Source organism: Pseudomonas sp. TH37, assembly GCF_016650735.1.
Taxonomy (GTDB): Bacteria; Pseudomonadota; Gammaproteobacteria; order Pseudomonadales; family Pseudomonadaceae; genus Aquipseudomonas; species Aquipseudomonas farris.
The window spans coordinates 63082-88403 of record NZ_JAEKFD010000005.1 but is presented as its reverse complement, the minus strand read 5'-3'; the positions used below and the strand labels follow the sequence as shown (position 1 = coordinate 88403).

The 25322-nt window shown below is 58.9% G+C and carries 22 protein-coding genes; 12 read left to right on the top strand and 10 right to left on the bottom strand.

The window, feature by feature from the left end; genetic code table 11:
* Nucleotides 1–16: 16 nt before the first annotated feature.
* Nucleotides 17–949 (bottom strand): choline ABC transporter substrate-binding protein, encoded by a 933-nt coding sequence (gene choX, locus JFU11_RS14800; RefSeq protein ID WP_201061059.1) that lies wholly within the window; start codon nt 947–949, stop codon nt 17–19.
* A 16-nt stretch (nt 950–965) separates the two neighbouring features.
* Nucleotides 966–2480, bottom strand: a complete 1515-nt coding sequence (betC, locus tag JFU11_RS14795; RefSeq protein WP_123720083.1) for a choline-sulfatase — start codon at nt 2478–2480, stop codon at nt 966–968.
* Nucleotides 2481–2594: 114 nt separating this feature from the next.
* Between betC and JFU11_RS14790 the strand changes: the two genes are divergently transcribed.
* Nucleotides 2595–3545: a LysR family transcriptional regulator gene (locus JFU11_RS14790; RefSeq protein WP_123720082.1), complete on the top strand. Its 951-nt coding sequence runs from the start codon at nt 2595–2597 to the stop codon at nt 3543–3545.
* Nucleotides 3546–3611: 66 nt separating this feature from the next.
* On the opposite strand, the gene JFU11_RS14785 is transcribed toward JFU11_RS14790, so the two are convergent.
* Nucleotides 3612–4277, bottom strand: coding sequence for an NAD(P)H-binding protein (locus JFU11_RS14785; protein ID WP_201061058.1), 666 nt, complete (start codon nt 4275–4277; stop codon nt 3612–3614).
* An 84-nt stretch (nt 4278–4361) separates the two neighbouring features.
* Between JFU11_RS14785 and JFU11_RS14780 the strand changes: the two genes are divergently transcribed.
* Nucleotides 4362–4688, top strand: coding sequence for a DOPA 4,5-dioxygenase family protein (locus JFU11_RS14780; RefSeq protein ID WP_201061056.1), 327 nt, complete (start codon nt 4362–4364; stop codon nt 4686–4688).
* Here JFU11_RS14780 and JFU11_RS14775 read toward each other — a convergent pair whose 3' ends face one another.
* Complete coding sequence (locus JFU11_RS14775) at nt 4689–5090, bottom strand: GFA family protein (RefSeq protein WP_201061054.1); 402 nt, start codon at nt 5088–5090, stop codon at nt 4689–4691.
* 320 nt (nt 5091–5410) lie between these two features.
* On the opposite strand from JFU11_RS14775, the gene JFU11_RS14770 reads away from it, so the two are divergent.
* Together JFU11_RS14770 and JFU11_RS14765 are read left to right on the top strand one after the other, a co-directional pair.
* Nucleotides 5411–6718 (top strand): CitMHS family transporter, encoded by a 1308-nt coding sequence (locus JFU11_RS14770; protein ID WP_123720078.1) that lies wholly within the window; start codon nt 5411–5413, stop codon nt 6716–6718.
* A gap of 85 nt (nt 6719–6803) precedes the next feature.
* On the top strand, nt 6804–7571 hold the full coding sequence (locus JFU11_RS14765; RefSeq protein WP_201061052.1) for a TerC family protein: 768 nt from the start codon (nt 6804–6806) through the stop codon (nt 7569–7571).
* A gap of 145 nt (nt 7572–7716) precedes the next feature.
* On the opposite strand, the gene JFU11_RS14760 is transcribed toward JFU11_RS14765, so the two are convergent.
* Nucleotides 7717–10596 carry a hypothetical protein gene (locus tag JFU11_RS14760; RefSeq protein WP_201061050.1) on the bottom strand — a complete coding sequence of 960 codons (2880 nt, stop codon included), beginning with the start codon at nt 10594–10596 and terminating at the stop codon, nt 7717–7719.
* Nucleotides 10597–11200: 604 nt separating this feature from the next.
* Between JFU11_RS14760 and JFU11_RS14755 the strand changes: the two genes are divergently transcribed.
* The 7 genes from JFU11_RS14755 to JFU11_RS14725 all read left to right on the top strand — a co-directional run bounded on the left by JFU11_RS14755 (nt 11201) and on the right by JFU11_RS14725 (nt 19109).
* Nucleotides 11201–12859, top strand: a complete 1659-nt coding sequence (locus JFU11_RS14755; protein WP_201061048.1) for a Na/Pi cotransporter family protein — start codon at nt 11201–11203, stop codon at nt 12857–12859.
* 56 nt (nt 12860–12915) lie between these two features.
* A complete protein-coding gene (locus tag JFU11_RS14750; RefSeq protein WP_201061046.1) occupies nt 12916–14295 on the top strand; it encodes an insulinase family protein in 1380 nt (459 codons plus the stop codon).
* 219 nt (nt 14296–14514) lie between these two features.
* A complete protein-coding gene (locus JFU11_RS14745) occupies nt 14515–15543 on the top strand; it encodes a DUF5924 family protein (protein WP_201061044.1) in 1029 nt (342 codons plus the stop codon).
* Nucleotides 15544–15597: 54 nt separating this feature from the next.
* On the top strand, nt 15598–16746 hold the full coding sequence (locus JFU11_RS14740) for an ABC transporter permease (protein WP_201061042.1): 1149 nt from the start codon (nt 15598–15600) through the stop codon (nt 16744–16746).
* Nucleotides 16743–17546, top strand: coding sequence for an ATP-binding cassette domain-containing protein (locus JFU11_RS14735; RefSeq protein WP_038980365.1), 804 nt, complete (start codon nt 16743–16745; stop codon nt 17544–17546). Before JFU11_RS14740 ends, JFU11_RS14735 begins: the two co-directional genes overlap by 4 nt.
* Nucleotide 17547: 1 nt before the next feature.
* Complete coding sequence (locus JFU11_RS14730; protein ID WP_123720072.1) at nt 17548–18486, top strand: MlaD family protein; 939 nt, start codon at nt 17548–17550, stop codon at nt 18484–18486.
* A complete protein-coding gene (locus JFU11_RS14725; RefSeq protein WP_123720071.1) occupies nt 18483–19109 on the top strand; it encodes an ABC-type transport auxiliary lipoprotein family protein in 627 nt (208 codons plus the stop codon). The genes JFU11_RS14730 and JFU11_RS14725 overlap by 4 nt, the downstream gene beginning before the upstream one ends.
* Nucleotides 19110–19164: 55 nt before the next feature.
* Here the strand turns inward: JFU11_RS14725 and JFU11_RS14720 are convergent, their stop codons facing one another.
* From JFU11_RS14720 to JFU11_RS14700, 5 genes are all read right to left on the bottom strand, one after another.
* Entirely contained in the window at nt 19165–20394 is a 1230-nt protein-coding gene (locus JFU11_RS14720; RefSeq protein ID WP_123720070.1) for a spore maturation protein, read from the bottom strand.
* A 118-nt stretch (nt 20395–20512) separates the two neighbouring features.
* Nucleotides 20513–21844, bottom strand: a complete 1332-nt coding sequence (gltP, locus tag JFU11_RS14715) for a glutamate/aspartate:proton symporter GltP (protein WP_052963551.1) — start codon at nt 21842–21844, stop codon at nt 20513–20515.
* Between the two features lie 686 nt (nt 21845–22530).
* Nucleotides 22531–22995, bottom strand: a complete 465-nt coding sequence (locus JFU11_RS14710; RefSeq protein ID WP_123720069.1) for an inhibitor of vertebrate lysozyme family protein — start codon at nt 22993–22995, stop codon at nt 22531–22533.
* 2 nt (nt 22996–22997) lie between these two features.
* The gene (locus JFU11_RS14705; protein WP_003177151.1) at nt 22998–23162 is read right to left on the bottom strand and encodes a DUF1328 domain-containing protein; all 165 of its coding nucleotides are present in this window, start codon (nt 23160–23162) and stop codon (nt 22998–23000) included.
* Nucleotides 23163–23244: 82 nt separating this feature from the next.
* Complete coding sequence (locus JFU11_RS14700) at nt 23245–23529, bottom strand: hypothetical protein (protein WP_052963553.1); 285 nt, start codon at nt 23527–23529, stop codon at nt 23245–23247.
* A gap of 441 nt (nt 23530–23970) precedes the next feature.
* On the opposite strand from JFU11_RS14700, the gene algB reads away from it, so the two are divergent.
* Nucleotides 23971–25317, top strand: coding sequence for a sigma-54-dependent response regulator transcription factor AlgB (gene algB / locus JFU11_RS14695; protein WP_123720068.1), 1347 nt, complete (start codon nt 23971–23973; stop codon nt 25315–25317).
* Nucleotides 25318–25322: the final 5 nt, after the last annotated feature.

Genomic DNA, 25322 nt, shown 5'->3' with positions numbered 1-25322 from the left:
TCGCCACAGAGAACCGTTACAACTTGGCTTTCACGGCCGGCAACGCATCCTTCCCGTCCACGGTCTTCACACCGTCCAGCCACTTATCCAGCACCGCCGGGTTGGCCTTGATCCACGCCTTGGCCGCCTCGGCATTACTGACCTTCTTGTTTACCACCTCGGCCATGATGCTGTTCTCCATTTCCTGGGTAAAACTCAGGTTGGTGAGCAGCTTGCCGACGTTCGGGCAGGCCTGTGCATAACCTTTGCGGGTCAGTGTATAAACGCTGCCGGTGTCGCCGAAGTACTTCTCGCCGCCTTTCAGGTAATGCATTTTCAGCTGCACGTTCATCGGGTGGGGCGTCCAGCCGAGGAAGGTCACGAATTTCTGTTTCTTCACGGCGCGAGACACTTCGGCCAGCATCGCCTGCTCACTGGATTCGACCAGCTTCCACTGACCCATGTCGAAGTCGTTCTTCTTGATGATCTCTTGCAGCGAAATGTTCGCCGGGGCGCCGGAGCCGATGCCATAGATCTTCTTGTCGACTTCTTTTGGGTGTAGTTCGGCGTACTTGTTCAGGTCATTAAAGTTATGCACACCCGCGTCCCAAACGTAATCCGGGACCGCCAGTGTGAACTCGGTGCCGTCGAGGTTCTTCGCCAGTTGAGTAACGTCGCCATTAGCCACGAACTTGTCGTAGAAGCCTTGCTGCGCCGGCATCCAGTTACCGAGGAATACGTCCACCTGGCCATCCTTCAGACCGCCAAAGGTGATCGGTACTGCCAGCGTGTCGACCTTGGCCTTGTAGCCCATGCCGTCCAGCAGAAACCCGGTGATGGCGTTGGTTGCAGCAATGTCGCTCCAGCCAGGATCGGCCATTTTCACCGTCTCGCAGCTTTGCTCGGCATAGGCCGAGGCACTGCCCAGAGCCAGAAGCCCGACCGTCAGTACTGTGGATAACCTTTGCATGGACTTCCCCTTAACATTATTGGTTTTGGCAGGGTTGTGGATAACGTGCTTTACGCTCCAGATCGTCGAGGTCGATGTGGTTGCGCATGTACTGCTGACTGGCGTCCACCAGAGGCTGGTGATCCCAGCTCTTCAGTTTGCCGATGGTCAGGGCGCCGGCGACGAAACGCCGGCGTCGCTGACTGGCAAGCACCTGTTGGTGGATCGCCGGGATATTCCATTTGGCCCGCGCTTCGGCGAGAAAATCCTCGAAAAGCTGCCAATGTTGCGGCGATTGGCTGAGTTCTTCCTGTTCCTTCGGATCGTTATGTACATCGAAGAGTAGGCAAGGGTCGTCGTCGCTGTAGATGAATTTGTAGGCGCCACGGCGAATCATCATCAGCGGGCTGATGGTGCCTTCAGCCATGTACTCACCGAAAACTTCATCGTGACCGCCCTGCCCTTGCAGATGCGAAACCAGCGAGCGGCCATCCAGCGGCAGACCCGGTTCCAGCGAGCCACCGGCCAGTTCGACAAAGGTCGGTAGCAGGTCGGCAGTGGACACCGCCGCGCTGACTCGCCCAGCCCCGAATTGCCCTGGTGCACTGATCAGCAGCGGTACCCGGGCAGCCATTTCGTACCAGTGCATTTTGTACCAGAGGCCGCGCTCGCCGAGCATGTCGCCGTGGTCACCGGAGAATACGATGATGGTGTCATCGATCAGCCCTGTTTCCTCGAGTGTTTGCAGAAGTTTGCCGACGTTGCTGTCGATATAGCTGCACGCACCGAAATATGCACGGCGCGCGTCGCGAATCTTATCCACAGGCAGCGGCTTGTCCCAAAGGTCATAGACCTTAAGTAAACGCTGGGAATGAGGATCAAGTTGATCCTGTGCCGGCGTTTCGGGCAAAGGGATGTCGGCATCGTCGTACATATCCCAGAAAGCTTTGGGAATCGTGTACGGATCGTGTGGGTGAGTCATCGACACGGTCAGGCAGAACGGCTGATCGCCATCCTCGCGGATGTGGTCGAACAAATATTGCTGAGCCTTGAACACCACCTCCTCGTCGAAATCCAGCTGATTGGTTCGTACACACGGCCCGGCTTGCAGCACCGACGACATGTTGTGGTACCAGGTTGGGCGTACGTCCGGCTCATCCCAGTTCACCGACCAACCGTAATCGGCCGGATAAATGTCGCTGGTCAGGCGTTCTTCATAGCCGTGCAACTGGTCCGGGCCGCAGAAGTGCATCTTGCCCGACAGCGCGGTGCGGTAGCCGAGGCGACGCAGGTAATGGGCATAGGTTGGAACGTCGGCGGGGAAATCGGCCGCGTTGTCGTAGGCGCCGATCTTGCTCGGCAACTGACCGCTAACCAGGGTGAAACGCGACGGCGCGCAAAGGGGGCTATTGCAATAAGCGGCGTCGAACACCACGCCTTCGGCGGCGAGGCGGCTGAGGTTCGGCAGTTTGATAGGCGAAGGGCCGTAGAACGGCAACATTGGCGCGGCCATTTGATCGGCCATGATGAAAAGAATATTTTTGCGCTTCATGTGATCGCGGCATTCCATAGTGGATATTTATGCGAGAGTGCTGTGATCGAGCATGGAGTCCATAATCTTTGTGGTAAAGCCCATGCCAGGCAATGACTAGGATAAGCAGAGCTTATGTATGACGCCCTCGGTGATTTGTCCCTGGACCTGCTGCGTGCCTTTGAAGCCGCGGCCCGGCAACGCAGTTTCACCGCCGCTGCGGTGGAGCTCGGCACCACGCAACCGGCCATCAGCCAGCAGATCAAACGATTGGAAGAACAGCTCGCTACCCGGTTGTTCGATCGTATTTATCGCGGTATCGAGCTGACTGAGGCCGGGACTATTCTGTTCGAGCAAGTTCAGCTCGGTTTGCAGAATATCGATGCAGGATTGAGCGCAATCAGCGCACAACAACAGCACGAAGTGTTGCAGGTGGCCACCGACTTCGCCTTCGCTGCGTACTGGCTGATGCCGCGTCTGCACCGCTTCCATACCGCCAACCCTCAAGTGGACGTCAGCCTTGTCACCAGCGAACGCAGCCACAACATGTTGCGCACCGATATCGATGTGGCGGTGCTGTTCGGCGATGGCCGGTTCAAGCAGGGCGAGAGCCACTGGCTGTTCAGCGAAGAGGTGTTTCCGGTATGCAGCCCGCTGCTATTGAAGGACCGTCCCCTGCCCTTGCCGGCTCAGGCATTGCTGGAGTTTCCGCTGCTGCACCTGCGAGGCGAAAACAGCAGCAACTGGTTCGACTGGAGCGGCGTGTTTCGCGAGTTGGGAATCACCTCGGCCCCAGCGCCGGGGCAACTGCGCTTCGACAATTACACCTTGCTGATTCAGGCGGCGATTGGTGGCCAAGGCGTCGCGATCGGATGGCGGCACCTTGTGGATAACTTGTTGGCGCAAGGTCTGTTGTGTCGCCCGATTGCCGACACGGTGATTTCCCGGCTGGGCTATTACGTGGTTCTGCCCCAGCGCAAACGGCGCGGGGCGTTGATTCAGCTGTTTGTGGATTGGTTGATGGCGGAACAGGCCAGCAGTGCGCAATCGCTCAATGGCCTTCCTTTGCCTTCGATTGCGGTGTAAAGCGAAAAGATCGCAGCCTTCGGCAGCTCCTACGCGCCTGTGGGCGCTGCCGAAGGCTGCGATCTTTTATGATTCCGAAGTCCCAACAAAACTCACATGCTCACCAACATGCAGGTTCAGGTGCAGCTCATCGGCAATCCCTACGGCTACCCTGTTCAGCCGTTCCAGCGCTGCGGCCAGGCCTGGTTCCAGGCTACTGCTGATGTGACTGAAATGCTCGATGGTCAGCCCGGGCACGCGGCGTGGTGCATTCACCAAGGTCCAGTGCAACGAGCTGCTTTGCAGAGCTTCGCGGATTTCTTCGGCGGCGTGGCGTTGTAACGGGTCTTCTATTTCCGGGTCGTCCAGCACCTCGAAATCGCCCACCACAAACAGCCGGGAAATGCCTGCGGCCTGCATGCCGTCAATCAGTGCATCCACCGCTAGCACCTCCTCCACCGGGCCGGGCACGATGGATTTTTCGATGTGTTCACTGTTCATCGGCAACCCTGGTGCATCGAGCAGGCAGATCACCGCCGAACAGCCGGCCACGCTCTGCTTGACCCGCTTGGCATCGAACAGGTCACCGGCCTTGGTGCGTAAACCCGGGCGCGGCGCGAGCGCGTTCAGGTCATCGAGAATCGCGATCACTTCATGCTGGCGCCGCAGCATTTCAGCCATCAGCGCACTGCCCAGGCTACTCATGGCACCATAAAGCACTACCTTCACCACCGGGGTTTCGGCATTTTTCATGGCCGTGCTCCCTACTATTCAGCGTATATGGTGTGTGACCTGCGGGAAGCGGCGAGGGTTCGACAAGGTTTCAGAGGGAGTCAGATGCAAACGATCAAGGGTTACCACGCCCACGTCTATTTCGATCCCAGCACCCTGCCACAGGCACGGGCTTTGTGTGAGCAGGCAGCGCAATTGTTTCCACTGAAGATGGGGCGCATGCACGAACGCCCGGTTGGCCCGCACCCGGACTGGAGCTGCCAGTTGGCTTTCGAGCCGCAACACCTCGGCGCGGTGTTGCCGTGGCTGGCGCTCAACCGTAAGGGATTAGTGATATTCCTGCACCCGGACACAGGCGACGATCTGCTCGACCACACCGAGCACGCGATCTGGATGGGCGCGATCCGGCCGTTGAACCTGTCTGTTTTCTGATCAGAGTTGTTCTTGGGCCTCGCCGGGCAAGTGCTCGTCGAGATGCAGCCACGGCAAACGACTGTCGGTCCAGATATGCCGCTCGGCCGGCGCCTGCTCGGGATGGTCGAGGGTGGCGATGGTCACGTCGATGCTCTCGGGGCTGAACTTCGTCACCAGCGCCAGTTGCGCCCCACAGTTTGGGCAGAAATATCGCACGCAAGTAGACGAAGACTCGTACCGGGATGGCGTAGCCGCCATCCATTTAAATGCTGAGGCCGGCACGGTGATCCAGGTGGTCACGATTCCACCGCTGACCCGTCGGCAAATCGAGCAATGGCAGTGAGCGATGTCGTGCAATGGCCCGCTGAATTGATAGCGCATTTGTCCGCAGTGGCAGCCGCCGGTGTGAAGTTCGCCCATGTCTTTTGCTCCTGACCCCGTGTTTACGGACTGTCAACCGGGCCGACGACCGGTTGTACATTCGGTCAATGCTTTCACTCGCGAAAGCTGGCTGAAAGCTTCCCCGATTAGGATCGCCCACACTGCCGGCAACAGACCGGTTGGCCAATGCGAGTGTTTTATCGCCCGCCCGGTCCATTAAACAACAACAATGGTGATTCTGATGTCCGCTACTACCCGCCTCTTCGCTGTCACTCCGCCCGTACGTCTCGTGCTTCCCGTTCTGCGCTGACCCCCTCCGGTTCGCCATTCCCTAGCCGCGCTACGCCTGGAGTACTCCTATGCTGACTTTCCTTGGCTTCGCCATGGTCATCACGTTCATGTTCCTGATCATGACCAAGCGCCTGTCCGCGCTGATCGCTCTGATCATCATCCCGATCATCTTTGCCCTGTTCGGCGGCTTCTCGCCGAAGATCGGTCCGATGATGCTCGAAGGCATCACTAAACTCGCGCCGACCGGCGTGATGCTGATGTTCGCCATTCTCTACTTCGCCCTGATGATCGACTCCGGCCTGTTCGACCCGGCCGTGCGCAAGATCCTCAAACTGGTCAAGGGCGACCCGTTGAAAGTTTCGGTCGGAACCGCCGTACTGGCGCTCGTCGTTTCCCTTGATGGTGACGGCGCGACCACTTATATGATCTGCGTGGCCGCCATGCTGCCGCTCTACAGCCGCATCGGCATGAGCCCGCGGATCATGGCCGGTCTGATCATCCTCGCCGGTGGCGTGATGAACATGACCCCTTGGGGTGGCCCGACGGCTCGTGCGGCCAGTGCGCTGCATGTCGACCCGTCCGACATCTTTGTGCCAATGATTCCGGCGATGCTGGCCGGCGTGGTGGCGATTCTGGCGATTGCCTACTTCTACGGTAAACGCGAGCGTGCGCGTCTGGGTGAACTGCACCTGGTCGGTGATGAAGTCGATCACAGCGAAATCAGCGTTTCGCAGTTCCCGGATGCCCGTCGTCCAAAGCTGATCTGGTTCAACGGCGCGCTGACTTTGACGCTCATGGGTACGCTGATCGCCGGCCTGTTGCCGCTGCCGGTGCTGTTCATGGTGGCGTTCAGTATCGCGATGATCGTCAACTACCCATGCCTGCAACAGCAGAAGGATCGCGTCGCGGCCCACGCCGGTAGCGTGCTGGCGGTGGTCGGGTTGATCTTTGCCGCAGGTATCTTCACCGGTATCCTGTCGGGCACCGGTATGGTCGATGCCATGTCGAAAAGCCTGCTGGCGGTCATCCCCGATTTCCTCGGCCCGTACCTGGCCGTGATCACCGCGCTGGTGAGCATGCCGTTCACGTTCTTCATGTCGAACGATGCTTTTTATTACGGCGTGTTACCGGTACTTGCCGAAGCCGCCAGTCATTACGGTATAACCGCGGTGGAAATGGCACGTGCCTCGATCGTCGGTCAGCCCGTCCACTTGCTGAGCCCGCTGGTACCATCGACCTATCTGTTGGTGGCCCTGGCCGGTATCGAGTTCGGTGACCATCAGCGGTTCACCTTGAAGTGGGCAGTGCTGGTTTGCCTGTGCATACTGGTCGCTGCATTGCTGATGGGGATTTTTCCGCTGTTCAGCACTCTATAAGCTCAAGACTCACCATGACGGGTCCAGGCTTGCTGTAATGAAGCCCGGGCCCTTCGTGGTTTAACACATCCTCAAAGGAATACACATGGAATGGCTGACCAACCCTGAAATCTGGGTTGCCTTCTTCACCCTGACTGCCCTGGAGATCGTCCTGGGCATCGACAACATCATCATGATCTCGATCCTGGTCAGCCGCATGCCCAAGCACATGCAGGCGCGCACCCGGATTTTCGGCCTGGCGCTGGCCATGATCACGCGGATCCTGTTGCTGCTGTCGATCACCTGGGTCATGCGCCTCACCGCCGACCTGTTCGAAGTGTTCGGCCAGGGTATTTCCGGGCGTGACCTGATCCTGTTCTTCGGTGGTTTGTTCCTGCTGTGGAAAAGCTCGCAAGAGATGTACCACGCGCTGGAAGGTCAAGATGAAGGCGGCGACGAGCCTTCGGGCAAGGGCGGCAATTTCCTGTACACCATCATCCAGATCGCGATCATCGACATCGTGTTCTCGCTGGACTCGGTCATCACTGCCGTTGGCATGGTGTCCCACGTACCGGTCATGGTCGCGGCGATTGTCGTTGCAGTGCTAGTGATGATGTGGGCTTCTGGCACCATCAGCGAGTTCATCGACAAGCACCCGTCGCTGAAGATGCTGGCGCTGTCGTTCCTGTTGCTGGTGGGTACCGTGCTGATTGCCGAATCGCTCGACGTGCACTTGCCAAAAGGCTACGTCTACTTCGCGATGGCGTTCTCGTTGGCGGTGGAAGCGATCAACATCAAGTTGCGTACCGCAATGATGAAAAAGAAGAAGCAGCAAGATCCGGTGAAACTGCGCAAGGATGTTCCGGGGCAGTAATTTTAACACTGCGTAAATGATAAAGGGGCCTTCGGGCCCCTTTGTCATAGCTGCGGAAAGTGTTATTAAACATCAATGTGTACGGGGGCATCGCGAGCAGGTTCGCCCCGAATTGCTTCGCTCCACGAATAAAGCCAAGGGTTGATCAGGATATTTGTCTCAGGCGAATGTTATCCATCTTAGCGGCGGGTGCTGAAATGCGGATTAAAATGTTTGGGGATGTAGAGTTGTTTGGATAAACAAGTTTGTAATAGCCCCATGTGTTAACTTGTTCGAAGTACGTGTTGATATCTGGAAGGCCGGTTCTGGCAATAATAGCTCCGCCTCTGTTCGTTATATAATAATTAAAACTTAGTTCGTATTGTGCACCAACCGCGAGGTTGCTGAATTGTTTGTTTATAACGAGCATCTTCATTCCTCCCTCTACAAAATACTCGCCTCCACCTTCAGATATTTTCGCTGGGAAGTCGGGGTAGGCTGAGCGCCACCCATTCCATTCGCCCCCCGTAAACGTCGTCAAATCATCAAACCCGGTACGTACTGTGTAAATCCGCACCGGACACGCCACCGCATCCGCCAGCGCCGCTCCCTGAAACAGTCCCACCTTCAATATCACGCTAACCGTTGAACCTTCGTTGCACTCGCGCAACCATTGCACCGCCGCGGTGTGGGCCAGTCCGTCGAGCCGGTTGTTCGGCTCTCCCATCAATTGATCACGGCTGCGTGAAGTGCCATCGCTGCGGGTTTCGGTATAACTCAGCCACACCGGAGCGCCATACAACTGGAACGGCCATTGGGTGCACAACACCTGGGTGGAGTCCTGGATACCACCAGGGTTCATGAACTCGCTATCGAAACCTTCCACCAGAGGCATTGGCATGTTCTGCTGTAACAATGCGCCGACCAGCAATGACAGGTTCTCCGACGGCAGCGGCCCCGTGGATCGCACCACGTCAAAATAAATGTTTACCGTCCGCCCCAGGTTGGCTCCTGTGATCGGTGCCGGAATCGGGAAGTCGATATACGGCTGCGACGTGACGTAACGCCGTTCCGGGCGAATCGAGCCTTCGCCGGGCCTGCCTTCGACGATCAGGTCAATACCATCGCCTTCGTTCAACGCTGTGGTATCGACCCGCACGGTGAAACCGCTCTGGTGAGTATTGGGGTCGAGTCGCCCTTCGGGCGCTTCCAGTACCTCGGGCGCTGCCCATTTCGGTTGCGTGACGCCGATGCTCAAGGTTCGCACCCTTGAGTTGCGCAATGGCTGTCCCGCACGCTTGACGTAATAACTGACATCCACCTTGCCATTGCGATTGGCCGTGATGTACATCGGTTGCACCAGAAACGGTACTGGCTGCCCTGCGGTATGCGAGCTCAACGGAATTTCATACAGCGGGTGCGGCCCACTGATCGAGCCGACCCAGTGCAGGCCGACGGTATCGCCAGCCACTGTACCGGTGAACGGCGCGATGACATCGGCTCCAGCGGGAGCGTTTTCCGGGGGCAGGACGTTGTTGTCGGCCTGGAGTACATCAGGCTCAATCAGTTCTGGCTGAGCTACACCAACGGTGAGGATCAACTGCAATGAGTCGCGCATGCTGCTGAGCTTCACGTCGTCATTGGCCACGGTGTAATAGACTTTCACGGAACTGCCGTCCAGCGGAGCGATTTCGCTGGACGGTACACTACGTTCGATAGGCTCATATTCGGGCTCGTTGCTGACAATGACCCGGATTGGATAATAGGTCGCGCCGGGGCGGGTGCCTTGCCAGTGAATGGTGATCAAGTCACCTGAATGGCGACCTTCGTAGTACGGCACCGACACCGTGGCCAGCGCCGAGTCTGCCGGTAGTTGCCCGCCGACTGCCTGTAACACGCTGGGGGCTTGCAGGCGGCTGATGTCACCCTCGACACTGACGCTGGCATTTTTTGACGGGCGATCTGCGACGCCCTCGCTTTTCAGCACATAAGCCACCGTCGCCCGTCCCTTGGCGATGGCTTTGACCTTGGCATTGGGCACGCTGAATGTGACGGGAATGCCGACGCGGGTTACCGGCAGGTCGATGGGGCCATGGATTACCTGCGAACCTGTGGCCGGAGTGCCAATCCAGGTCATCCGAATGATGTCATCGACCTTGAACTCTGCGGTGTTGACCAGAATCGTGACATCGTTTTCGCCCAGTTTATCCAGATCGATGATATTGGTGACGGGGTCGGCCTCGATCACGATGGGTGCAGGGGCGCGGTTCTGTTTCAGATCCACGAACAGGTTGGTAATGGTCGACCAGGGAGAACGTGGGTCAGGGTAGTTATTGACCTCGTCAATGGCTTGGAACGACACCCCGATTTTATCGCCGTCGCCAACCCGCTCAATGGTTGCCTTGTCGATCAGCACGATCAGCGGATTGTTGGCCGGATCATCAACGTGATCGCTGGTGACATGGACGACAACGCTTACGAAGCCCCAAGTGCAATGAATGCGGTCATTCACCCGCATGAAGGGGTACGGCAGGATAGTGATCGGCACCCCTGCCTCGGCTTCGATCGGGCCGACACCATTGTCGATAATGGCTTGCGGGATCGAATAGCGCAGATGAGAGTGGCCGGCCTCGCCGTAGTCGTCGTCAAAGCCGCCGGGGCGGTCGAGTTTAACCAGAAGCTTCAGCCGTGGCGTCGAGTCTTCCGGTCCCTGGTTCACTCGCTTGACGCGGTAGAACAGGGGAAACAGATCGCCCCGCACGATATAGCCGGCACCAATGGTGCCGTGCACAGGCTTGTTTTTCTCATCGGCCTCTATGGTTTTGAACCAGATGGGAGCGATGTCATTGCCCCAATACACGCCAACTTCATCGTCCTCGTCCATGGTTGCCCATGGGTTGATAACAAATCGCACTCCACCCTCGGAGGCTGCCACGCCGATGCCGCCATCGTAGCCCTCGGGAGTTGTCCCACTGGGCAAATACGGCGGGGCGAGCCGCAGAGGTTTGACCGGCTCTCCTTGGGAGGGAAAATGTTCCATGTCCATATGCAAGCTCCTGAACTGAAGACCAGAGGGGGTAGAGCGCAGGAGGTATCAAACGAGAAGTGCGAGGAACGTTCTACTGACAGATCTGACAGTAGCGACGAATGGTTGTGCGAAGGCCCGCGCGAAACCTGTGGGAGCGGGCTTGCCCGCGATGAGACCATCACATTCAACATTGATGTTGATCGACAGGCCCCGATCGCGAGCAGGCCCGCTCTCACATTTTTTCTGCCTAACGAACAGGCATTTGTGGCTGCGTGATTACCCCTGTTTTTTCAGCGACTGGGAAACGGCCTGCGCGCGCAGATCTATTCAGCGATTTGAGATCCCCCGATTTCGGGGCTGCTGCGCAGCCCAGCGGGAGCAAGCTCCCTCGCCACAGGGGTTATGTTCATGCATCTTTTCAGTTGAGCGGCAGCGTCCTTCGGGCCCCTTTGTCATCTCTGCAGCAAACTGTTTTCATGACAGTTTTGTTTCAATCGCCTCTTTAGCTATGCGATGCTGGCGTCCAGACCGTTAGCCAACTACAGCTTATGTACAGAACGTAGAAAAACGCGCGGCACCGTTGACTTGCCCCACTGGGGCGCTACCACCACAGGGGGCCTGCATGCTCACCCTGCTCAATTTGTTATCGGCCGTGGCCCTGTTGATCTGGGGCACGCACATCGTCCGCACCGGCATCCTGCGGGTTTATGGCTCCAACTTGCGCCACGTGATCGCCCATAACATGTCCAGGCGCTGGCTGGCGTTTGTCGCCGGGATCATGGTGACCGCCATGGTTCAGAGCAGCAATGCCACCGCCATGCTCGTGACCTCGTTTGTCGGTCAGGGCCTGATGGCGCTGACGCCGGCCCTGGCGACCATGCTCGGCGCCGATGTCGGTACCGCGCTGATGGCGCGGGTACTGACCCTCGACCTGTCGTGGCTGTCGCCGCTGCTGATTTTCCTCGGGGTGATTTTCTTCCTGTCACGCAAGCAGACCCGAGTAGGACAGATGGGCCGGGTCAGCATCGGTCTGGGGCTGATCATTCTTGCGCTGCAACTGATCGTCGAGGCCGCCGCGCCGATCACTCAGGCGCAAGGGGTGAAGGTCATCTTCGCCTCCCTGACCGGCGATATCTTGCTCGATGCCTTGGTCGGCGCGCTGTTCGCGATGGTTTCCTACTCCAGCCTGGCTGCCGTCCTGCTGACCGCGACCCTTGCCGGTGCCAGCGTGATCAGCCTGCCAGTGGCCATCGGCTTGGTGATCGGCGCCAACATCGGCAGCGGCATTCTCGCCTTCCTCAGCACCAGCATGCAGAACGCGGCCGGCCGTCAGGTGGCGCTCGGTAGCCTGTTGTACAAACTGATCGGCCTGCTGCTGATCATTCCGGTGCTCGACCCGTTGGTGCACTGGATCGACAGCCTCGACTTCAGCCCTCAGGAAATGGTCATCGGCTTCCACCTGCTCTACAACACCGTGCGTTGCCTGATCCTGTTGCCCAGCGTCGGGCCGATGGCCAAGCTCTGTGCATGGTTGCTGCCAGAGCGGCCGGACATCAATGGCACGGCCAAACCGCGGCATCTTGACCCGACCGCCTTGGTCACCCCGAGTCTGGCGCTGGCCAACGCTGCCCGGGAAACCCTGCGCATCGGCGATCTGGTCGACAGCATGCTCGAAGCCATGCTCGACGTGCTGCGCGGCAAACAGACCGCCGTCACCCAGGAAATGCGTCGCCTGACCGATGATGTCGAAGCGCTCTACAGCGCCATCAAACTCTATCTGGCGCAAATGCCCCGCGAAGACCTCAGCGAGCAGGACAGCCGGCGCTGGGCGGAAACCATTGAGCTGGCGATCAACCTGAAACTCTCCAGCGACCTGATCGAACGCATGCTGCGCAAGGTTCAGCAGCAGAAAACCTCGCAACGCCGGTCTTTTTCCGAGGTCGGTCTGGAGGAGTTGGCGGGGCTGCACAGCCAGCTGATTGCCAACCTGCGTCTGGGGTTGTCAGTGTTTCTCAGTGCCGACCCGGAAAGTGCCCGCCAGTTACTGCGTGAGAAACGTCGCTTTCGCGCACAGGAACGCCGCCTGGCCCACGCTCATGTCAGCCGTTTAAACCGTAAGATCGTACAAAGTATCGAGACCAGTTCGCTGCATCTGGAACTGATTGCCGACATGAGACGCTTGAATTCGCTGTTCTGCAGCAGCGCCTATGCGGTATTGGGCACTTCGGATACCGGCGCTCTGGCGGTCGACGATTTGACTGACATCACTCATTCACCCTGAACGTCCACAGTTGCCTGAAGTCTGTTGAACTTACGCTGGTCGTACGGAAACTCGTTATGCGTTGTCTGCTGTTCGCTTGTCTGTTGCTCGGCTCACTGCCTTCATTTGCCCTGGATCGCTTTCAGGTCGAGGGCTACACCCTGCGCAACGGCCTGCAATTGGTCCTCAAACCGGGCACCGAGCGCGGGCATGTGGCGATCCGCTTGGTGGTTGGCGTAGGCCTGGATGATTTCAGCTGTGCCGACAAAGAGCTGCCGCATTTGCTCGAGCACTTGCTGTTCAGCGGCATCGACGCCACCGGCGAAGGCGGTCTGGAAGAGCGCATGCAGGCCCTGGGCGGTGAGTGGAATGCCTACACCAGCAATGCCGACACGACCTTCGTCATCGAAGCCCCGGCGAAAAACCAGCGCAAGGTTCTCGACCTGTTATTGGCGCTGCTGACCCAGACCCGTATCGACGACAATGCGATCAACGTCGCCAAGCAAGTGGTCGAGCGCGAAGACGGTGGTCATTACTCGCACCTGCAACGCTGGCTGGATCGGCAGGATCTGGGGCACACCGCGAGTAATCAGTTGGCGGTGGAGCTGGGCCTCAAATGCCCCGAGCGCGCGCAAGTCGATCACCTGACCCGCGAGCAATTGGAGAAGGTGCGCAAGGACTGGTACGCGCCCAACAACATGACACTGATCGTGGTTGGCGACCTCGACCGTCTGCTGCCGGCCTATCTGGAACGGGCCTATGGCGCACTCAAACCGGTTGAGCCTAGCGCTCACCTGCCGCTGCCAGACATTCAGGCCAGCGCGGCCCACGAGCGCAATTTGAGTAACGGTTTCGTCGGCGGCGGTGCCAAATTGCATTGGCTGGTGCCGGAACCGGTGCTGGAAGACCAGCATGACGAAACCTTCGACCTGCTCAAGGACTATCTGGACTGGGCGCTCTATCGCCAATTGCGCCTGGCCCATGGGTTGTCTTACGGGCCCTCGGCCGAGCGCGAGGTATTTGGCGGGGTGGGCTTCATGAGCCTGAACGCCGACCTTGATCGCGACGATGTGCTGGCAGCGGAACAGGTGCTGGATGAGCTTAAAGCCGATCTGCTCAAGAACGGCCTCGACGCCGCCACCTTCGCCCGTCTCAAGCAAGCCGCCATCGCTCGCCAGGCTTGGGCCGTGCAAGGCAATAGCGCCTTGGCGGACTATTACTGGAGCGCCCTCGGCGACTACGAGGACGGCCATTTCGTCAACCCGGCCAAGGCACTGCAAGACGTGACACTGGCCGAGGCGAACAAGGCGATGCGTGAGTTGCTGCTGCAGCCGGGGTATCTGCGGATCGAGAAACCGCTGATGAGTTATGACCAGGTGATGTGGGCGATTGTCGGGGGATTTGGACTGATGGTGCTTGGAATATTGGGTTGGCGCGTTCACCGCAGAAAGCAATGATTTCCCTGTGGCAATAGGTTTTTTGTGTGGCGAGGGGGCTTGCCCCCGTTGGGCTGCGAAGCGGCCCTGAAAGACAGTACCCCCGGTATATCCGGCACATCGCATCCACCAATTTTTGCGACTGCTGCGCAGCCGAACGGGGGCAAGCCCCCTCGCCACAAGGGCCCCTCGGGCGGTACCCTGTCGAGGATTTTTCCCACGACTATTGTGAATCGCCGAATGCCGAATCTGACCCTGTACGTACAGCGCATCCTCGAATTGATGAAGCGCTATCCCGGGGTCATTGCGCTTGGCGGTTTCATTTCAGGGGTCGGCAGCTTCATGCTGGTGGATCGCCAACAGGGTCTGGCGACGTGGATCACCACCATCATGCTGGTCAGCTGGGTCTGGCTGATGCTGGAAAACAGCCTCACCAAGCTGTTCGCCAGGGTCTTCAAGCGCGAAATACCCCAGCCACTGCTGCGTTATGCGACGCAGATGATCCATCAGGAAAGCCTGTTCTTCGTCCTGCCGTTCTTTTTAATCACCACTACCTGGAACAGCGGCCAGTTGTTCTTCACTGGATTACTGAGCATGGCGGCGCTGATTTCGATCATCGACCCGCTCTACTACAAATGGCTGGCACCGCGCCGCTGGGCGTTCCTGGCGCTGCACACCCTGACCCTGTTCGCGGCCCTGCTGACCGCCCTGCCCGTCATCCTGCACCTGACCACCGCCCAGAGCTTCAAGCTGGCGCTGGGCATTGCCATGTTGCTGTCGTTCCCGAGCCTGGCCTCGATCTTCCCGATTCGCACCGTGCGCAATGCGTTGGCGATCCTCAGCATCACCGTCGGCATCGGCGCCGCCGGCTGGGTGCTGCGCTCCTGGGTGCCGCCGGCGACCCTGTGGATGACCGAAGTGGCGATCAGCACCCAAATGCAGGACCGAACCCCCGGCAAGAGCCTGGAAGAAGTCAGCGCCGAGCAGATTCGCGGCGGTGGGCTGTACGCGTACACCGCGATCAATGCCCCGCGGGGTCTGGCCGAGCGGATTTATCACGTCTGGATGTTCAACGGTAAAGAAGTCGACCGTATCCCGCTGGACATCAACGGGGGGCGCAAGGAAGGCTACCGCGCCTGGACCCACAAGCAGAACTTCCCCGGCAACCCCGCAGGCAAATGGCAGGTCCGGGTGCTGACTGAGGACGGTCAGTTGATTGGCGTGCTGCGCTTCAAGGTCCTGGACAGCACACCCATCAAAGAAAAGTAACGCGGTTCGTGCTATTAGTCAGATCTGCGTAATAGCCGAACAAGCACGGAGCTTATGACTAGCAGCACAATGCCCGGCAGTGCCCGACTGGACACCTCGCACAGCCCTGCCCTGTTGCGGGTCACAGGTGACTGGACGCTCGCCCATTACGCCGATCTCAGCCGCCTGAGCGAAAAGCTCCGTGGCCAATACGACAACAACACCCACATCGATCTCAATGGCCTTGGCGCGCTCGATACGGCGGGTGCGTCATTGCTGGTGGAGTTGCTGGGGGCCGAGCGTCTGGGCAAATCTGCCGAACACCCCGATTGCACCCTTTCTTCCGCGGATCGCGCCTTGTTGCAGACGGTGTACTGCTCGCTGACCGATTTCTGCGTGCCGATCAAAGAACCGGAAATCAGCGTCGGCATTCAACTGCTGACCCGCATCGGCCGCGCGGTCGATGCGGTCTGGCGGGACACGTTGCAACTGTTGGGTTTCGTCGGCCTGATCCTGGAAACCATTGCTCGCGGGTTGTTTCGGCCCAAGCGCTGGCGCCTCACGCCGATGGTCGCTCACATCGAGCAGACCGGCCTCGATGCCGCCCCCATCGTCGCCCTGCTGACGTTTTTGGTGGGCGCTGTGGTGGCGTTTCTCGGGGCGACGGTGCTGGCGAGTTTTGGCGCGAGTATTTTCACCGTGGACCTGGTGGCGTTCTCTTTTCTGCGGGAGTTCGGCGTGTTGCTCACGGCGATCCTGATGGCGGGCCGCACCGCCAGTGCGTTCACCGCGCAGATCGGTTCGATGAAGGCCAATGAAGAAATTGACGCGATCCGCACCCTCGGCCTCGACCCGATGGAGTTGCTGGTAGTACCCCGTGTCCTGGCGTTGCTGGTGGCGCTGCCGATGTTGACCTTTCTGGCGATGGTGTCAGGGATTGTCGGCGGTGGCGTGGTCTGCGCGCTGTCGCTGGATATCTCGCCGGCGATGTTCCTGTCACTGCTGCAATCGGACATCGGCGTTCAGCACTTTCTGGTGGGGATCGTCAAAGCGCCGATTTTTGCGTTTCTGATTGCCGCCATCGGCTGCCTCGAGGGCTTCAAGGTCAGCGGCAGCGCCGAGTCCGTTGGCGCGCACACCACGTCCAGTGTGGTGCAGTCGATTTTCGTGGTGATCGTGCTCGACGCCGTGGCTGCGTTGTTTTTCATGGAGATGGACTGGTGAGTCGTTTACCCAGAGCGCCTTCAGAGGCGGTGATTGAAGTCCGTGGGCTGTGCAATCGCTTCGGCCGGCAGAGTGTGCACGAGAACCTCGACCTGGACTTGTACAAGGGCGAGATTCTGGCGGTGGTCGGCGGTTCCGGCAGCGGCAAATCGGTGCTGCTGCGCAGCATTGTCGGCCTGCGTCAGCCCAGCGAAGGGCTGGTGAAGGTCTTCGGCAAGAACTTGCCGAGCCTGTCGGAACACGAGCGCTCGCTGGTCGAACGGCGGTTCGGTGTGTTGTTCCAGAAAGGTGCCTTGTTCTCTTCGCTCACCGTGACCGAGAACGTCGCCCTGCCCTTGATTGAACACGCCGGCCTGAGCCGTGCCGACGCCGAGCACCTGGCGGCAGTGAAACTGGCGTTGGCCGGGCTGCCGTTGTCGGCGGCGGACAAATACCCTGCTTCGCTGTCCGGCGGCATGATCAAGCGCGCGGCCCTGGCCCGTGCCTTGGCCCTGGACCCGGACATCCTGTTTCTCGACGAACCCACCGCCGGTCTAGACCCGATTGGCGCCGCGGGTTTCGATCAGCTGATCCTGACCCTGCGCGATGCTTTGGGCTTGAGTGTGTTTCTGGTGACCCACGATCTCGACACGCTCTACACCATCACCGACCGGGTGGCGGTGCTGGCGCAGAAGAAAGTGCTGGTAGCGGACGCCATCGACAAGGTGTCGGAAACCGATGATGCGTGGATTCACGAATACTTCCATGGCCCTCGCGGCCGCGCGGCCCTGACAGCCGCTAACCAGCTCAACGAGGTCTGACATGGAAACCCGAGCCCATCACGTATTGATCGGCCTGTTCACCGTCATAGTGGTGGCAGGCGCCCTGCTCTTCGGTTTGTGGCTGGCCAAGTCCAGCGTCGATACCGAATTCAAGGATTACGAAATCGTCTTCAACGAGGCGGTCAGTGGCCTGTCCAAGGGCAGCGCCGTGCAGTACAGCGGGATCAAGGTCGGCGACGTGGTGATGCTGCGCCTGGACCCGAATGATCCGCGCCGGGTGTTGGCGCGGATTCGCCTGGGCGGAGACACTCCGATTAAGGAAGACACTCAGGCCAAGCTGGCGCTGACCGGGATCACCGGAACTTCGATCATCCAGCTCAGCGGTGGCACGCCACAAAGTCCGACCCTCAAGGGCAAGGACGGTGATTTGCCGACAATCATTGCATCGCCCTCGCCCATCGCCCGGCTGCTGAACGACAGCAACGATCTGATGGCGGGCGTGAACGTGTTGATGCACAACGCCAACCAGTTGTTCTCCTCGGAGAACGTCACGCGTATCAGCAACACCCTTGAGCACCTGGAGCAAACTACCGGCACCATCGCCGATCAGCGCGGCGATATTCGTCAGGCGATGCAGCAACTGGCTTCGGTTGGCAAGCAGGCCAGCGCCACCCTGGAACAGACCACCGCGTTGATGCGCAACGCCAACGGCTTGCTCAACGATCAGGGCAAGCAGATGTTCGGCAGTGCCGAGCAAGCGATGAAGTCCCTGGAACAAAGCAGCGCGACCATCAACACGTTGCTCTCCGCCAATCAGGACTCCCTTAACAACGGTATGCAGGGCCTCAATGGCCTGGCACCGGCGGTGCGTGAGCTGCGCGATACCTTGAGTTCGCTGCGAACCATTTCCCAGCGACTTGAGGCCAACCCCAGCGGTTATCTGCTAGGCAATGATAAAAACAAGGAGTTCACGCCATGAAGCTGGCTCATCTCGCCCTCCTCGCCGGTTTTGCGTTGGTCGCTTCCTGTTCGATTTTCCCCAAGACTGAGCCGTCCGATGTCTATCGACTGCCGTCGGCACAGAGCGACGCGTCGGCCCAACGCGCCACACCACAGCGATGGTCGTTACGACTGGCCAAGCCTCAAACCAGCGAAGCCTTGAACAACCCGAAAATCGCCGTAATCCCTCAGGGTGATCTGATCAGCAGCTACAAGGCTTCACGCTGGAGCGATCCGGCACCGGTGCTGTTGCGCAATCGTCTGCTCGATGGTTTCCAGCGTGACGGTCGGGTGCCGTTGCTCAGCACCGATGACAGTAATTTCCAGGCAGACCTGGAACTGGGCGGCAACCTGCAAGCGTTCCAGACCGAATACCAAGGCACGGCGGCGAGCGTGGTCGTGCGCCTGGATGCGTTGTTGGTGCGTGGGTATGACCAGCGAATCCTCGCCAGCCGGCGCTTTGAAGTGCGTCAGCCGTTGAGCGATGTGAAGGTGCCGGCGGTGGTGACCGGTTTTGGCCAGGCCAGCGACCAATTGACGGCACAGGTGGTGGCCTGGACGGTGGAGCAAGGTCAGAAAGTTGCGCCGCCGCTGAGGCCTTGAAGCCACCGCTGAACCCCTGTGGGAGCGGGCAAGCCCGCTCCCACAGGTTTTTCGGTCAGCCGAAGAACCAGTAGCAAACCCCGATTGCACCAAGCACCCCCGCCAACTCTGCCAGCAACGCACACCCCACCGCATGCCGCGCACGCTGAATGCCCACCGCGCCGAAGTACACCGCCAACACATAGAAGGTCGTTTCGGTACTGCCCTGGACCGTCGCCGCCACCAGTGCCGGGAAGCTGTCGACTCCGGAGGTCTTCATGGTTTCGATCAGCATTGCCCGTGCGGCGCTGCCGGAGAAGGGTTTGACCATGGCCGTCGGCAGCGCATCGACGAAGCGCGTGTCCCAACCGGCCCACTCCACCAGATGACGAATCCCGTCCAGACCGAAATCCAGCGCCCCGGATGCTCGCAGCACGCCCACGGCACACAGCATCGCCACCAGATACGGCAGCAGGTTCTTGGCCACCTCGAAGCCTTCTTTGGCGCCTTCGATGAACGCCTCGTAGACCTTCACTTTGCGTAATGCGCCGATCACCAGAAACAGCATGATCAACCCGAACAGCGTCAGGTTGCCGAGGATCGATGACAGGCTCGCCAGAGCGGTCGCCGAGAGCGTCGCCAGCAGCGCCATGAAGGCGCCGAGGGCCAAGGCACCGGGTATGAGGTAAGCGAGCACCACCGGGTCCCACAGGCGCAGACGCTGCATGAACGCAACCGACAACAGACCGACCAGGGTCGAACAACTGGTCGCGAGCAGAATCGGCAGGAACACCAGGGTCGGATCGGGCGCGCCTTGCTGGGCGCGGTACATGAAGATCGTCACTGGCAGCAGGGTCAGGGACGAGGCGTTGAGCACCAGGAAGAGGATCTGCGCGTTGCTGGCGATGGTGTCGCTGGGGTTGATCTCTTGCAGCGCCTTCATGGCTTTGAGGCCGATCGGCGTGGCGGCGTTGTCCAGGCCCAGGCCATTGGCGGCGAAGTTGAGTGTGATCAGACCGATGGCCGGATGCCCGGGTGGCACTTCCGGCATCAGGCGCAGGAATAGCGGGCCCAGCGCCTTGGCCAGCCATTCGACGATCCCGGCCTTTTCGGCGATCCGCAGAAAACCCAGCCAGAGGGTGAGGGTGCCGAACAGCAGGACCATGACCTCGACCGACAATTTGGCCATGGCGAAAATGCTCTCCACCATCGCCGCAAAGATCCCGGCGTTACCGCCGATCAGCCACTGCGCCAGCGCCGATACGGCCGCCACGATGAAGAAGCCAAGCCACAGCCCATTAAGCATCAGTCAAATCCCCCGGAAGATGCGGCGAATGATAGCGGGGTAGTCAGAAACGACAAACCCCGGATTTCTCCGGGGTTTGTTTAGTACTGCTAGCAAAAGACCAATGTGGGTTTTTGCGTCAGTTGCTGGAAATTTCGCCAACCGGCAATTTTTCCTTGCTGCGCCAGTGCGGCAGGGAGTTCCAGTAGCGCTCGCCCTTGGCGTCGTCGTACATACCTTCCCAACGTGCGATGACCAGCACGGCCAAGGCGTTGCCGATCACGTTCAGCGCGGTACGGGCCATGTCCATGATGCGGTCGACACCGGCGATGAACGCCAGGCCTTCCAGCGGAATACCAACGCTGCCCAAAGTGGCCAGCAGCACCACGAAGGACACGCCCGGTACGCCGGCGATGCCTTTGGAGGTGACCATCAGCGTCAGTACCAGCAGCAACTGTTGGCTGATCGACAGGTCGATGCCGTAGAGCTGGGCAATGAAGATTGCCGCGATGCTCTGGTACAGGGTCGAACCGTCGAGGTTGAACGAGTAGCCGGTCGGTACCACGAAGCTGCAAATGGCTTTCGGCGCGCCGTAGGCTTCCATCTTCTCGATCACGCGTGGCAACACGGTTTCGGAACTGGCGGTGGAGTAGGCCAGGACCAGCTCATCCTTGAAGATGCGCATCAGCTTGATCACCGAGAAGCCGAACAGGCGAGCGATCAGGCCCAGCACCACGAAGGCGAAGAAGGCGATGGCGAAGTAAACCAGAACGACCAGTTTAGCCAGCGGCAGCAGAGAGGCGAAGCCGAAGTTGGCCACGGTCACGGCGATCAATGCGAACACGCCGATCGGGGCGTAGTTCATGATCATGTGGGTGACCTTGAACATGCTTTCCGATACGCCCTGGAACATCTTCACCAGCGGCTCGCGCAGGTCCGATTGCAGGCTCGACAGACCGAGACCGAACAACACGGAGAAGAAGATGATCGGCAGCATTTCGCCGCGGGCCATGGCCGCGAAGATGTTCGACGGGATCAGGTTGAGGATGGTCTGGATGAACGCATGTTCATGCTGAACCTCGGCGGCAGTGGCCTGGTACTTGGAAATATCCACCGTACCCAGGGTGCTCATGTCGATGCCGGTGCCCGGATGGACCACGTTGGCCAACACCAGACCGACCAGAATGGCGATGGTGGTGACGATTTCGAAGTAAATGATGGTCTTCAGACCGATGCGACCGAGTTTCTTCGCGTCGCCCACGCCAGCAATGCCGACAACTAGCGAGGAAATCACGATCGGGATCACGATCATCTTGATCAGACGGATAAAGATATCGCCTGCCGGTTGCAGGACGTTGCTGATCCACCAGGCCTTTTCGGCACTGAAATGGTTGAGCAGTGCACCAATTGCTATCCCCAGAACCAGACCGATGAGGATCTGCCAGGCGAGGCTAAGCTTTGCCTTCTTCATATCTTTACCCTTACTTGCGTTTGACTCAGGCTGATGCATGAACTGAAACGCTCAATGGCGAACAAGTCTTGCATCGGCCCCCGTATAAGGTCCCCGCGAGCGAGCATTTACAGCTCTCAGGCAGTGAAAAAGGCGCAACTATTCCGATGCCGGGAAGCGCCGTCTAATGCCGTAAACGCCTACCCTATGCCGAATCGGCATGAGATTTTCTAACTGAAACCCGCGTCCCACCCGGTTTGAATACGACATTCAGGCGGGCATAAGTGCCGTGAGCCGGCCATTTCAGCGCAGGTCGATGTTTTTTAAATAGGCGGAAATTTAGGAAAAGGCCTACGTTTGGCTGTGAATTATCGTCTCGAGAAAGTCGGAGCTTTCTCGATATACGGTCACGAAGAAACACCGCGAAACGGTTTTGCGGGGAATATGCAGCAAGAACAGATGAGCTGAGTGCTCTAGATCAACGTTTTGCACGTTGAAGCCCTCCGCAAGTCCGTCGAGTCGCTCAGGGCCCCGGCGAACTTGCGTCGCAGCTTTACCTGACCCGGCCCTTGCGCAGGTACTCCCTGTACCCGTAGGTCACTCCGACCCTGAAACAGTCAGAACGTCCCGACCCCTTGATCATGCGTCTACCGTCCTCGGGTAGCGCAGTGGAAAGAAGCGCTGGGGCCTCTTTCGTGTTTCGAAACTCAGTACCAGTTCGGATCTTTCTTCAGTTGCTCCATCAACAACTTCTGCATGCCTTCGTCCGGTTTTCCCAGGAAGCGGTAGTCGGCATGTCGTGTGGGCGACTTGTCGGCCGGCAGGCCTGCTGGCACTTCGACGAGCATGGCGTAGGCATCCTTCTTGTCGAAGCTGAATGCCACGATCAAGCGGTTGTTCAGACACGTCTGCCGGGTTTCGCAGAGCGGCCCGACCAGATACTCGTCGCCATCCTCTTCAACAGCATTCATTTGCTCGGCATCGCCGGACAGGTTCATCACCCATTCCGGCAGGCGTTCTTCTTTCTTCACAACGCCTTGCCAGGTTTCACGGTACTGCGGGTCTGCAGTGAGCAATTCATTGACCCGCATCTGGCCATCATTGGCCGCCATTGCCATGGCACTGCCGCCCAGAAGCAGGGCGGCGGCCACTGTCTTTAACGAAATGCTCATGGTCAGCCTCGACCGCGGCGGCCAAAGAAGAAGGAAGCAATGAACATCACCAGGAATACGACAAAGAGAATCTTGGCGATACCCGTGGCGGTGCCCGCGATACCACCGAAGCCCAGTACTGCAGCGATGATGGCAATGATCAAGAATGTGATTGCCCAACTCAACATGGTGATTCTCCTTACGCGTTCTGTTTAAAGGTGTTGCTTTTGGTGCTTTTCCCGGCGCGTCGAGCGCGCCAAGTTCGTTTACCTAAAACACCCAACGTTCCTGAGGCGTCTCATCCACAGGCTGGGCCTGGTCGACGTCCATCATTCGCATCGAGTCGCTGTCAGCCAGGCTGCTGCTGACGGCGCTGAAGTGGGTTTGAGGAGTGTGTGGAATCGACAGGTGCGGCGTCTCTGGCTGCTGGCTCTGTTCCCAACGCAAGTACTGTTGGCCGCCAATCAAGGTGATCAATAGCGCCAGCAGGACAAACAAGCCTTGCTGGACGAGCAATGGCGAGATACGCAATTGGGCGGCACCTTGGCGATTCATCCTGAAGTTCCTCCCACGCTGGGGTAGTGATCTTTGGCGGGCGCTGGTTCATTAAATGCCCTTGTCACCCAGACTCTTGCAGCCTGCATGCCACCTTTTTTTTGGTACTAATTCGTTATAAATCAATTAGTTAAATGGTTGGTCCAAATCCTTATGGACGCATCCTGCACGATGGCCCTTCTGAGGTCGTGCGTAATGCACGATGGACTCGCGAATACTTTCAATATTTTTGGAATTGAGAGAAGGGCGCAGATGTCAGAAAGGGACGCAGGCCATCGCCGAAGAACGGTTCATTAATAAAGAATCAAATAAATCAGTTGGTTATCTTGTTGATAAGTAGATAGCTCCGCTGATTTGGCTGAAATCGGCCACAATCAATCATGCAACTTGCCCGATTTTTCTGGGCCTAACCAAAATCAACAATTAAAGGAGCGCAGGAACATGGAATCAGCCACTGAGCATCAAGGCCGCATTCTGCTGGTGGATGATGAATCCGCCATCCTCCGAACCTTTCGCTATTGCCTCGAAGATGAAGGCTACAGCGTGGCCACCGCGACCAGCGCTGCTCAGGCCGAAGCCTTATTGCAGCGCCAGGTTTTCGATCTGTGTTTCCTCGATTTGCGCCTGGGTGAAGACAATGGGCTCGATGTGCTGGCCCAAATGCGCATCCAGGCGCCGTGGATGCGGGTGGTGATCGTGACTGCTCACTCGGCGGTGGACACTGCCGTGGATGCGATTCAGGCCGGTGCCGCCGACTATCTGGTCAAACCTTGCAGCCCCGACCAGTTGCGTCTGGCCACGGCCAAACAGCTGGAAGTACGACAACTCTCGGCGCGCCTGGAAGCCCTCGAAGGTGAAGTGCGCAAACCCAAGGAAGGCCTGGATTCCCACAGTCCGGCCATGAAAGTGGTGCTCGAAACCGCACGCCAGGTTGCCAGTACTGACGCCAACATCCTGATTCTCGGCGAGTCCGGCACCGGTAAAGGTGAACTGTCCCGGGCGATTCACGGCTGGAGCAAACGCCAGAAGAAATCCTGCGTCACCATCAACTGCCCGTCCCTGACTGCAGAGTTAATGGACAGCGAACTTTTCGGCCACAGCCGGGGCGCATTTACCGGTGCCAGTGAAAGTACCTTGGGTCGTGTCAATCAGGCCGATGGCGGGACGTTGTTTCTCGACGAGATCGGCGATTTCCCCCTGACCTTGCAGCCAAAATTGCTGCGTTTCATTCAGGACAAGGAATACGAACGCGTGGGCGACCCGGTGACCCGTCGCGCCGACGTGCGAATCCTCGCAGCGACTAACCTCAACCTGGAAGACATGGTTCGCGACGGTCGTTTTCGTGAAGACTTGCTCTATCGCCTGAACGTCATCACCTTGCACCTGCCGCCGCTTCGCGAGCGCAGGGAAGACATTCTGAATCTGGCTGACCGTTTCCTGGCGCGTTTCGTCAAGGAGTACTCGCGTCCGGCCCGATGCTTCAGCGACGAGGCCCGCGAAGCGCTGCTCAGCTACCGCTGGCCGGGCAACATTCGCGAGCTGCGCAACGTGGTGGAGCGCGCGAGCATTATTTGCCCGCAGGAGCGGGTAGAGCTCAGCCACTTGGGCATGGCCGAGGCCCCGGCCAACCACACGCCGCGCATTGGTGCTGCGTTGAGCCTGGATGAGTTGGAGAAAGCTCACATTGGCGCGGTCCTCGCCACGGCCGACACGCTGGACCAGGCGGCCAAGACCCTGGGTATCGATGCCTCGACCCTGTACCGCAAACGAAAGCAGTACAACCTGTGAGTCGT

What these genes read in the sequence shown, in the direction of transcription:
- choX (WP_201061059.1), bottom strand. Translation starts at nt 949, where the DNA reads ATGCAAAGGTTATCCACAGTACTGACGGTCGGGCTTCTGGCTCTGGGC.
- betC (WP_123720083.1), bottom strand. Translation starts at nt 2,480, where the DNA reads ATGAAGCGCAAAAATATTCTTTTCATCATGGCCGATCAAATGGCCGCG.
- JFU11_RS14790 (WP_123720082.1), top strand. Translation starts at nt 2,595, where the DNA reads ATGTATGACGCCCTCGGTGATTTGTCCCTGGACCTGCTGCGTGCCTTT.
- JFU11_RS14785 (WP_201061058.1), bottom strand. Translation starts at nt 4,277, where the DNA reads ATGAAAAATGCCGAAACCCCGGTGGTGAAGGTAGTGCTTTATGGTGCC.
- JFU11_RS14780 (WP_201061056.1), top strand. Translation starts at nt 4,362, where the DNA reads ATGCAAACGATCAAGGGTTACCACGCCCACGTCTATTTCGATCCCAGC.
- JFU11_RS14775 (WP_201061054.1), bottom strand. Translation starts at nt 5,090, where the DNA reads ATGGGCGAACTTCACACCGGCGGCTGCCACTGCGGACAAATGCGCTAT.
- JFU11_RS14770 (WP_123720078.1), top strand. Translation starts at nt 5,411, where the DNA reads ATGCTGACTTTCCTTGGCTTCGCCATGGTCATCACGTTCATGTTCCTG.
- JFU11_RS14765 (WP_201061052.1), top strand. Translation starts at nt 6,804, where the DNA reads ATGGAATGGCTGACCAACCCTGAAATCTGGGTTGCCTTCTTCACCCTG.
- JFU11_RS14760 (WP_201061050.1), bottom strand. Translation starts at nt 10,596, where the DNA reads ATGGACATGGAACATTTTCCCTCCCAAGGAGAGCCGGTCAAACCTCTG.
- JFU11_RS14755 (WP_201061048.1), top strand. Translation starts at nt 11,201, where the DNA reads ATGCTCACCCTGCTCAATTTGTTATCGGCCGTGGCCCTGTTGATCTGG.
- JFU11_RS14750 (WP_201061046.1), top strand. Translation starts at nt 12,916, where the DNA reads ATGCGTTGTCTGCTGTTCGCTTGTCTGTTGCTCGGCTCACTGCCTTCA.
- JFU11_RS14745 (WP_201061044.1), top strand. Translation starts at nt 14,515, where the DNA reads ATGCCGAATCTGACCCTGTACGTACAGCGCATCCTCGAATTGATGAAG.
- JFU11_RS14740 (WP_201061042.1), top strand. Translation starts at nt 15,598, where the DNA reads ATGACTAGCAGCACAATGCCCGGCAGTGCCCGACTGGACACCTCGCAC.
- JFU11_RS14730 (WP_123720072.1), top strand. Translation starts at nt 17,548, where the DNA reads ATGGAAACCCGAGCCCATCACGTATTGATCGGCCTGTTCACCGTCATA.
- JFU11_RS14725 (WP_123720071.1), top strand. Translation starts at nt 18,483, where the DNA reads ATGAAGCTGGCTCATCTCGCCCTCCTCGCCGGTTTTGCGTTGGTCGCT.
- JFU11_RS14720 (WP_123720070.1), bottom strand. Translation starts at nt 20,394, where the DNA reads ATGCTTAATGGGCTGTGGCTTGGCTTCTTCATCGTGGCGGCCGTATCG.
- gltP (WP_052963551.1), bottom strand. Translation starts at nt 21,844, where the DNA reads ATGAAGAAGGCAAAGCTTAGCCTCGCCTGGCAGATCCTCATCGGTCTG.
- JFU11_RS14710 (WP_123720069.1), bottom strand. Translation starts at nt 22,995, where the DNA reads ATGAGCATTTCGTTAAAGACAGTGGCCGCCGCCCTGCTTCTGGGCGGC.
- JFU11_RS14705 (WP_003177151.1), bottom strand. Translation starts at nt 23,162, where the DNA reads ATGTTGAGTTGGGCAATCACATTCTTGATCATTGCCATCATCGCTGCA.
- JFU11_RS14700 (WP_052963553.1), bottom strand. Translation starts at nt 23,529, where the DNA reads ATGAATCGCCAAGGTGCCGCCCAATTGCGTATCTCGCCATTGCTCGTC.
- algB (WP_123720068.1), top strand. Translation starts at nt 23,971, where the DNA reads ATGGAATCAGCCACTGAGCATCAAGGCCGCATTCTGCTGGTGGATGAT.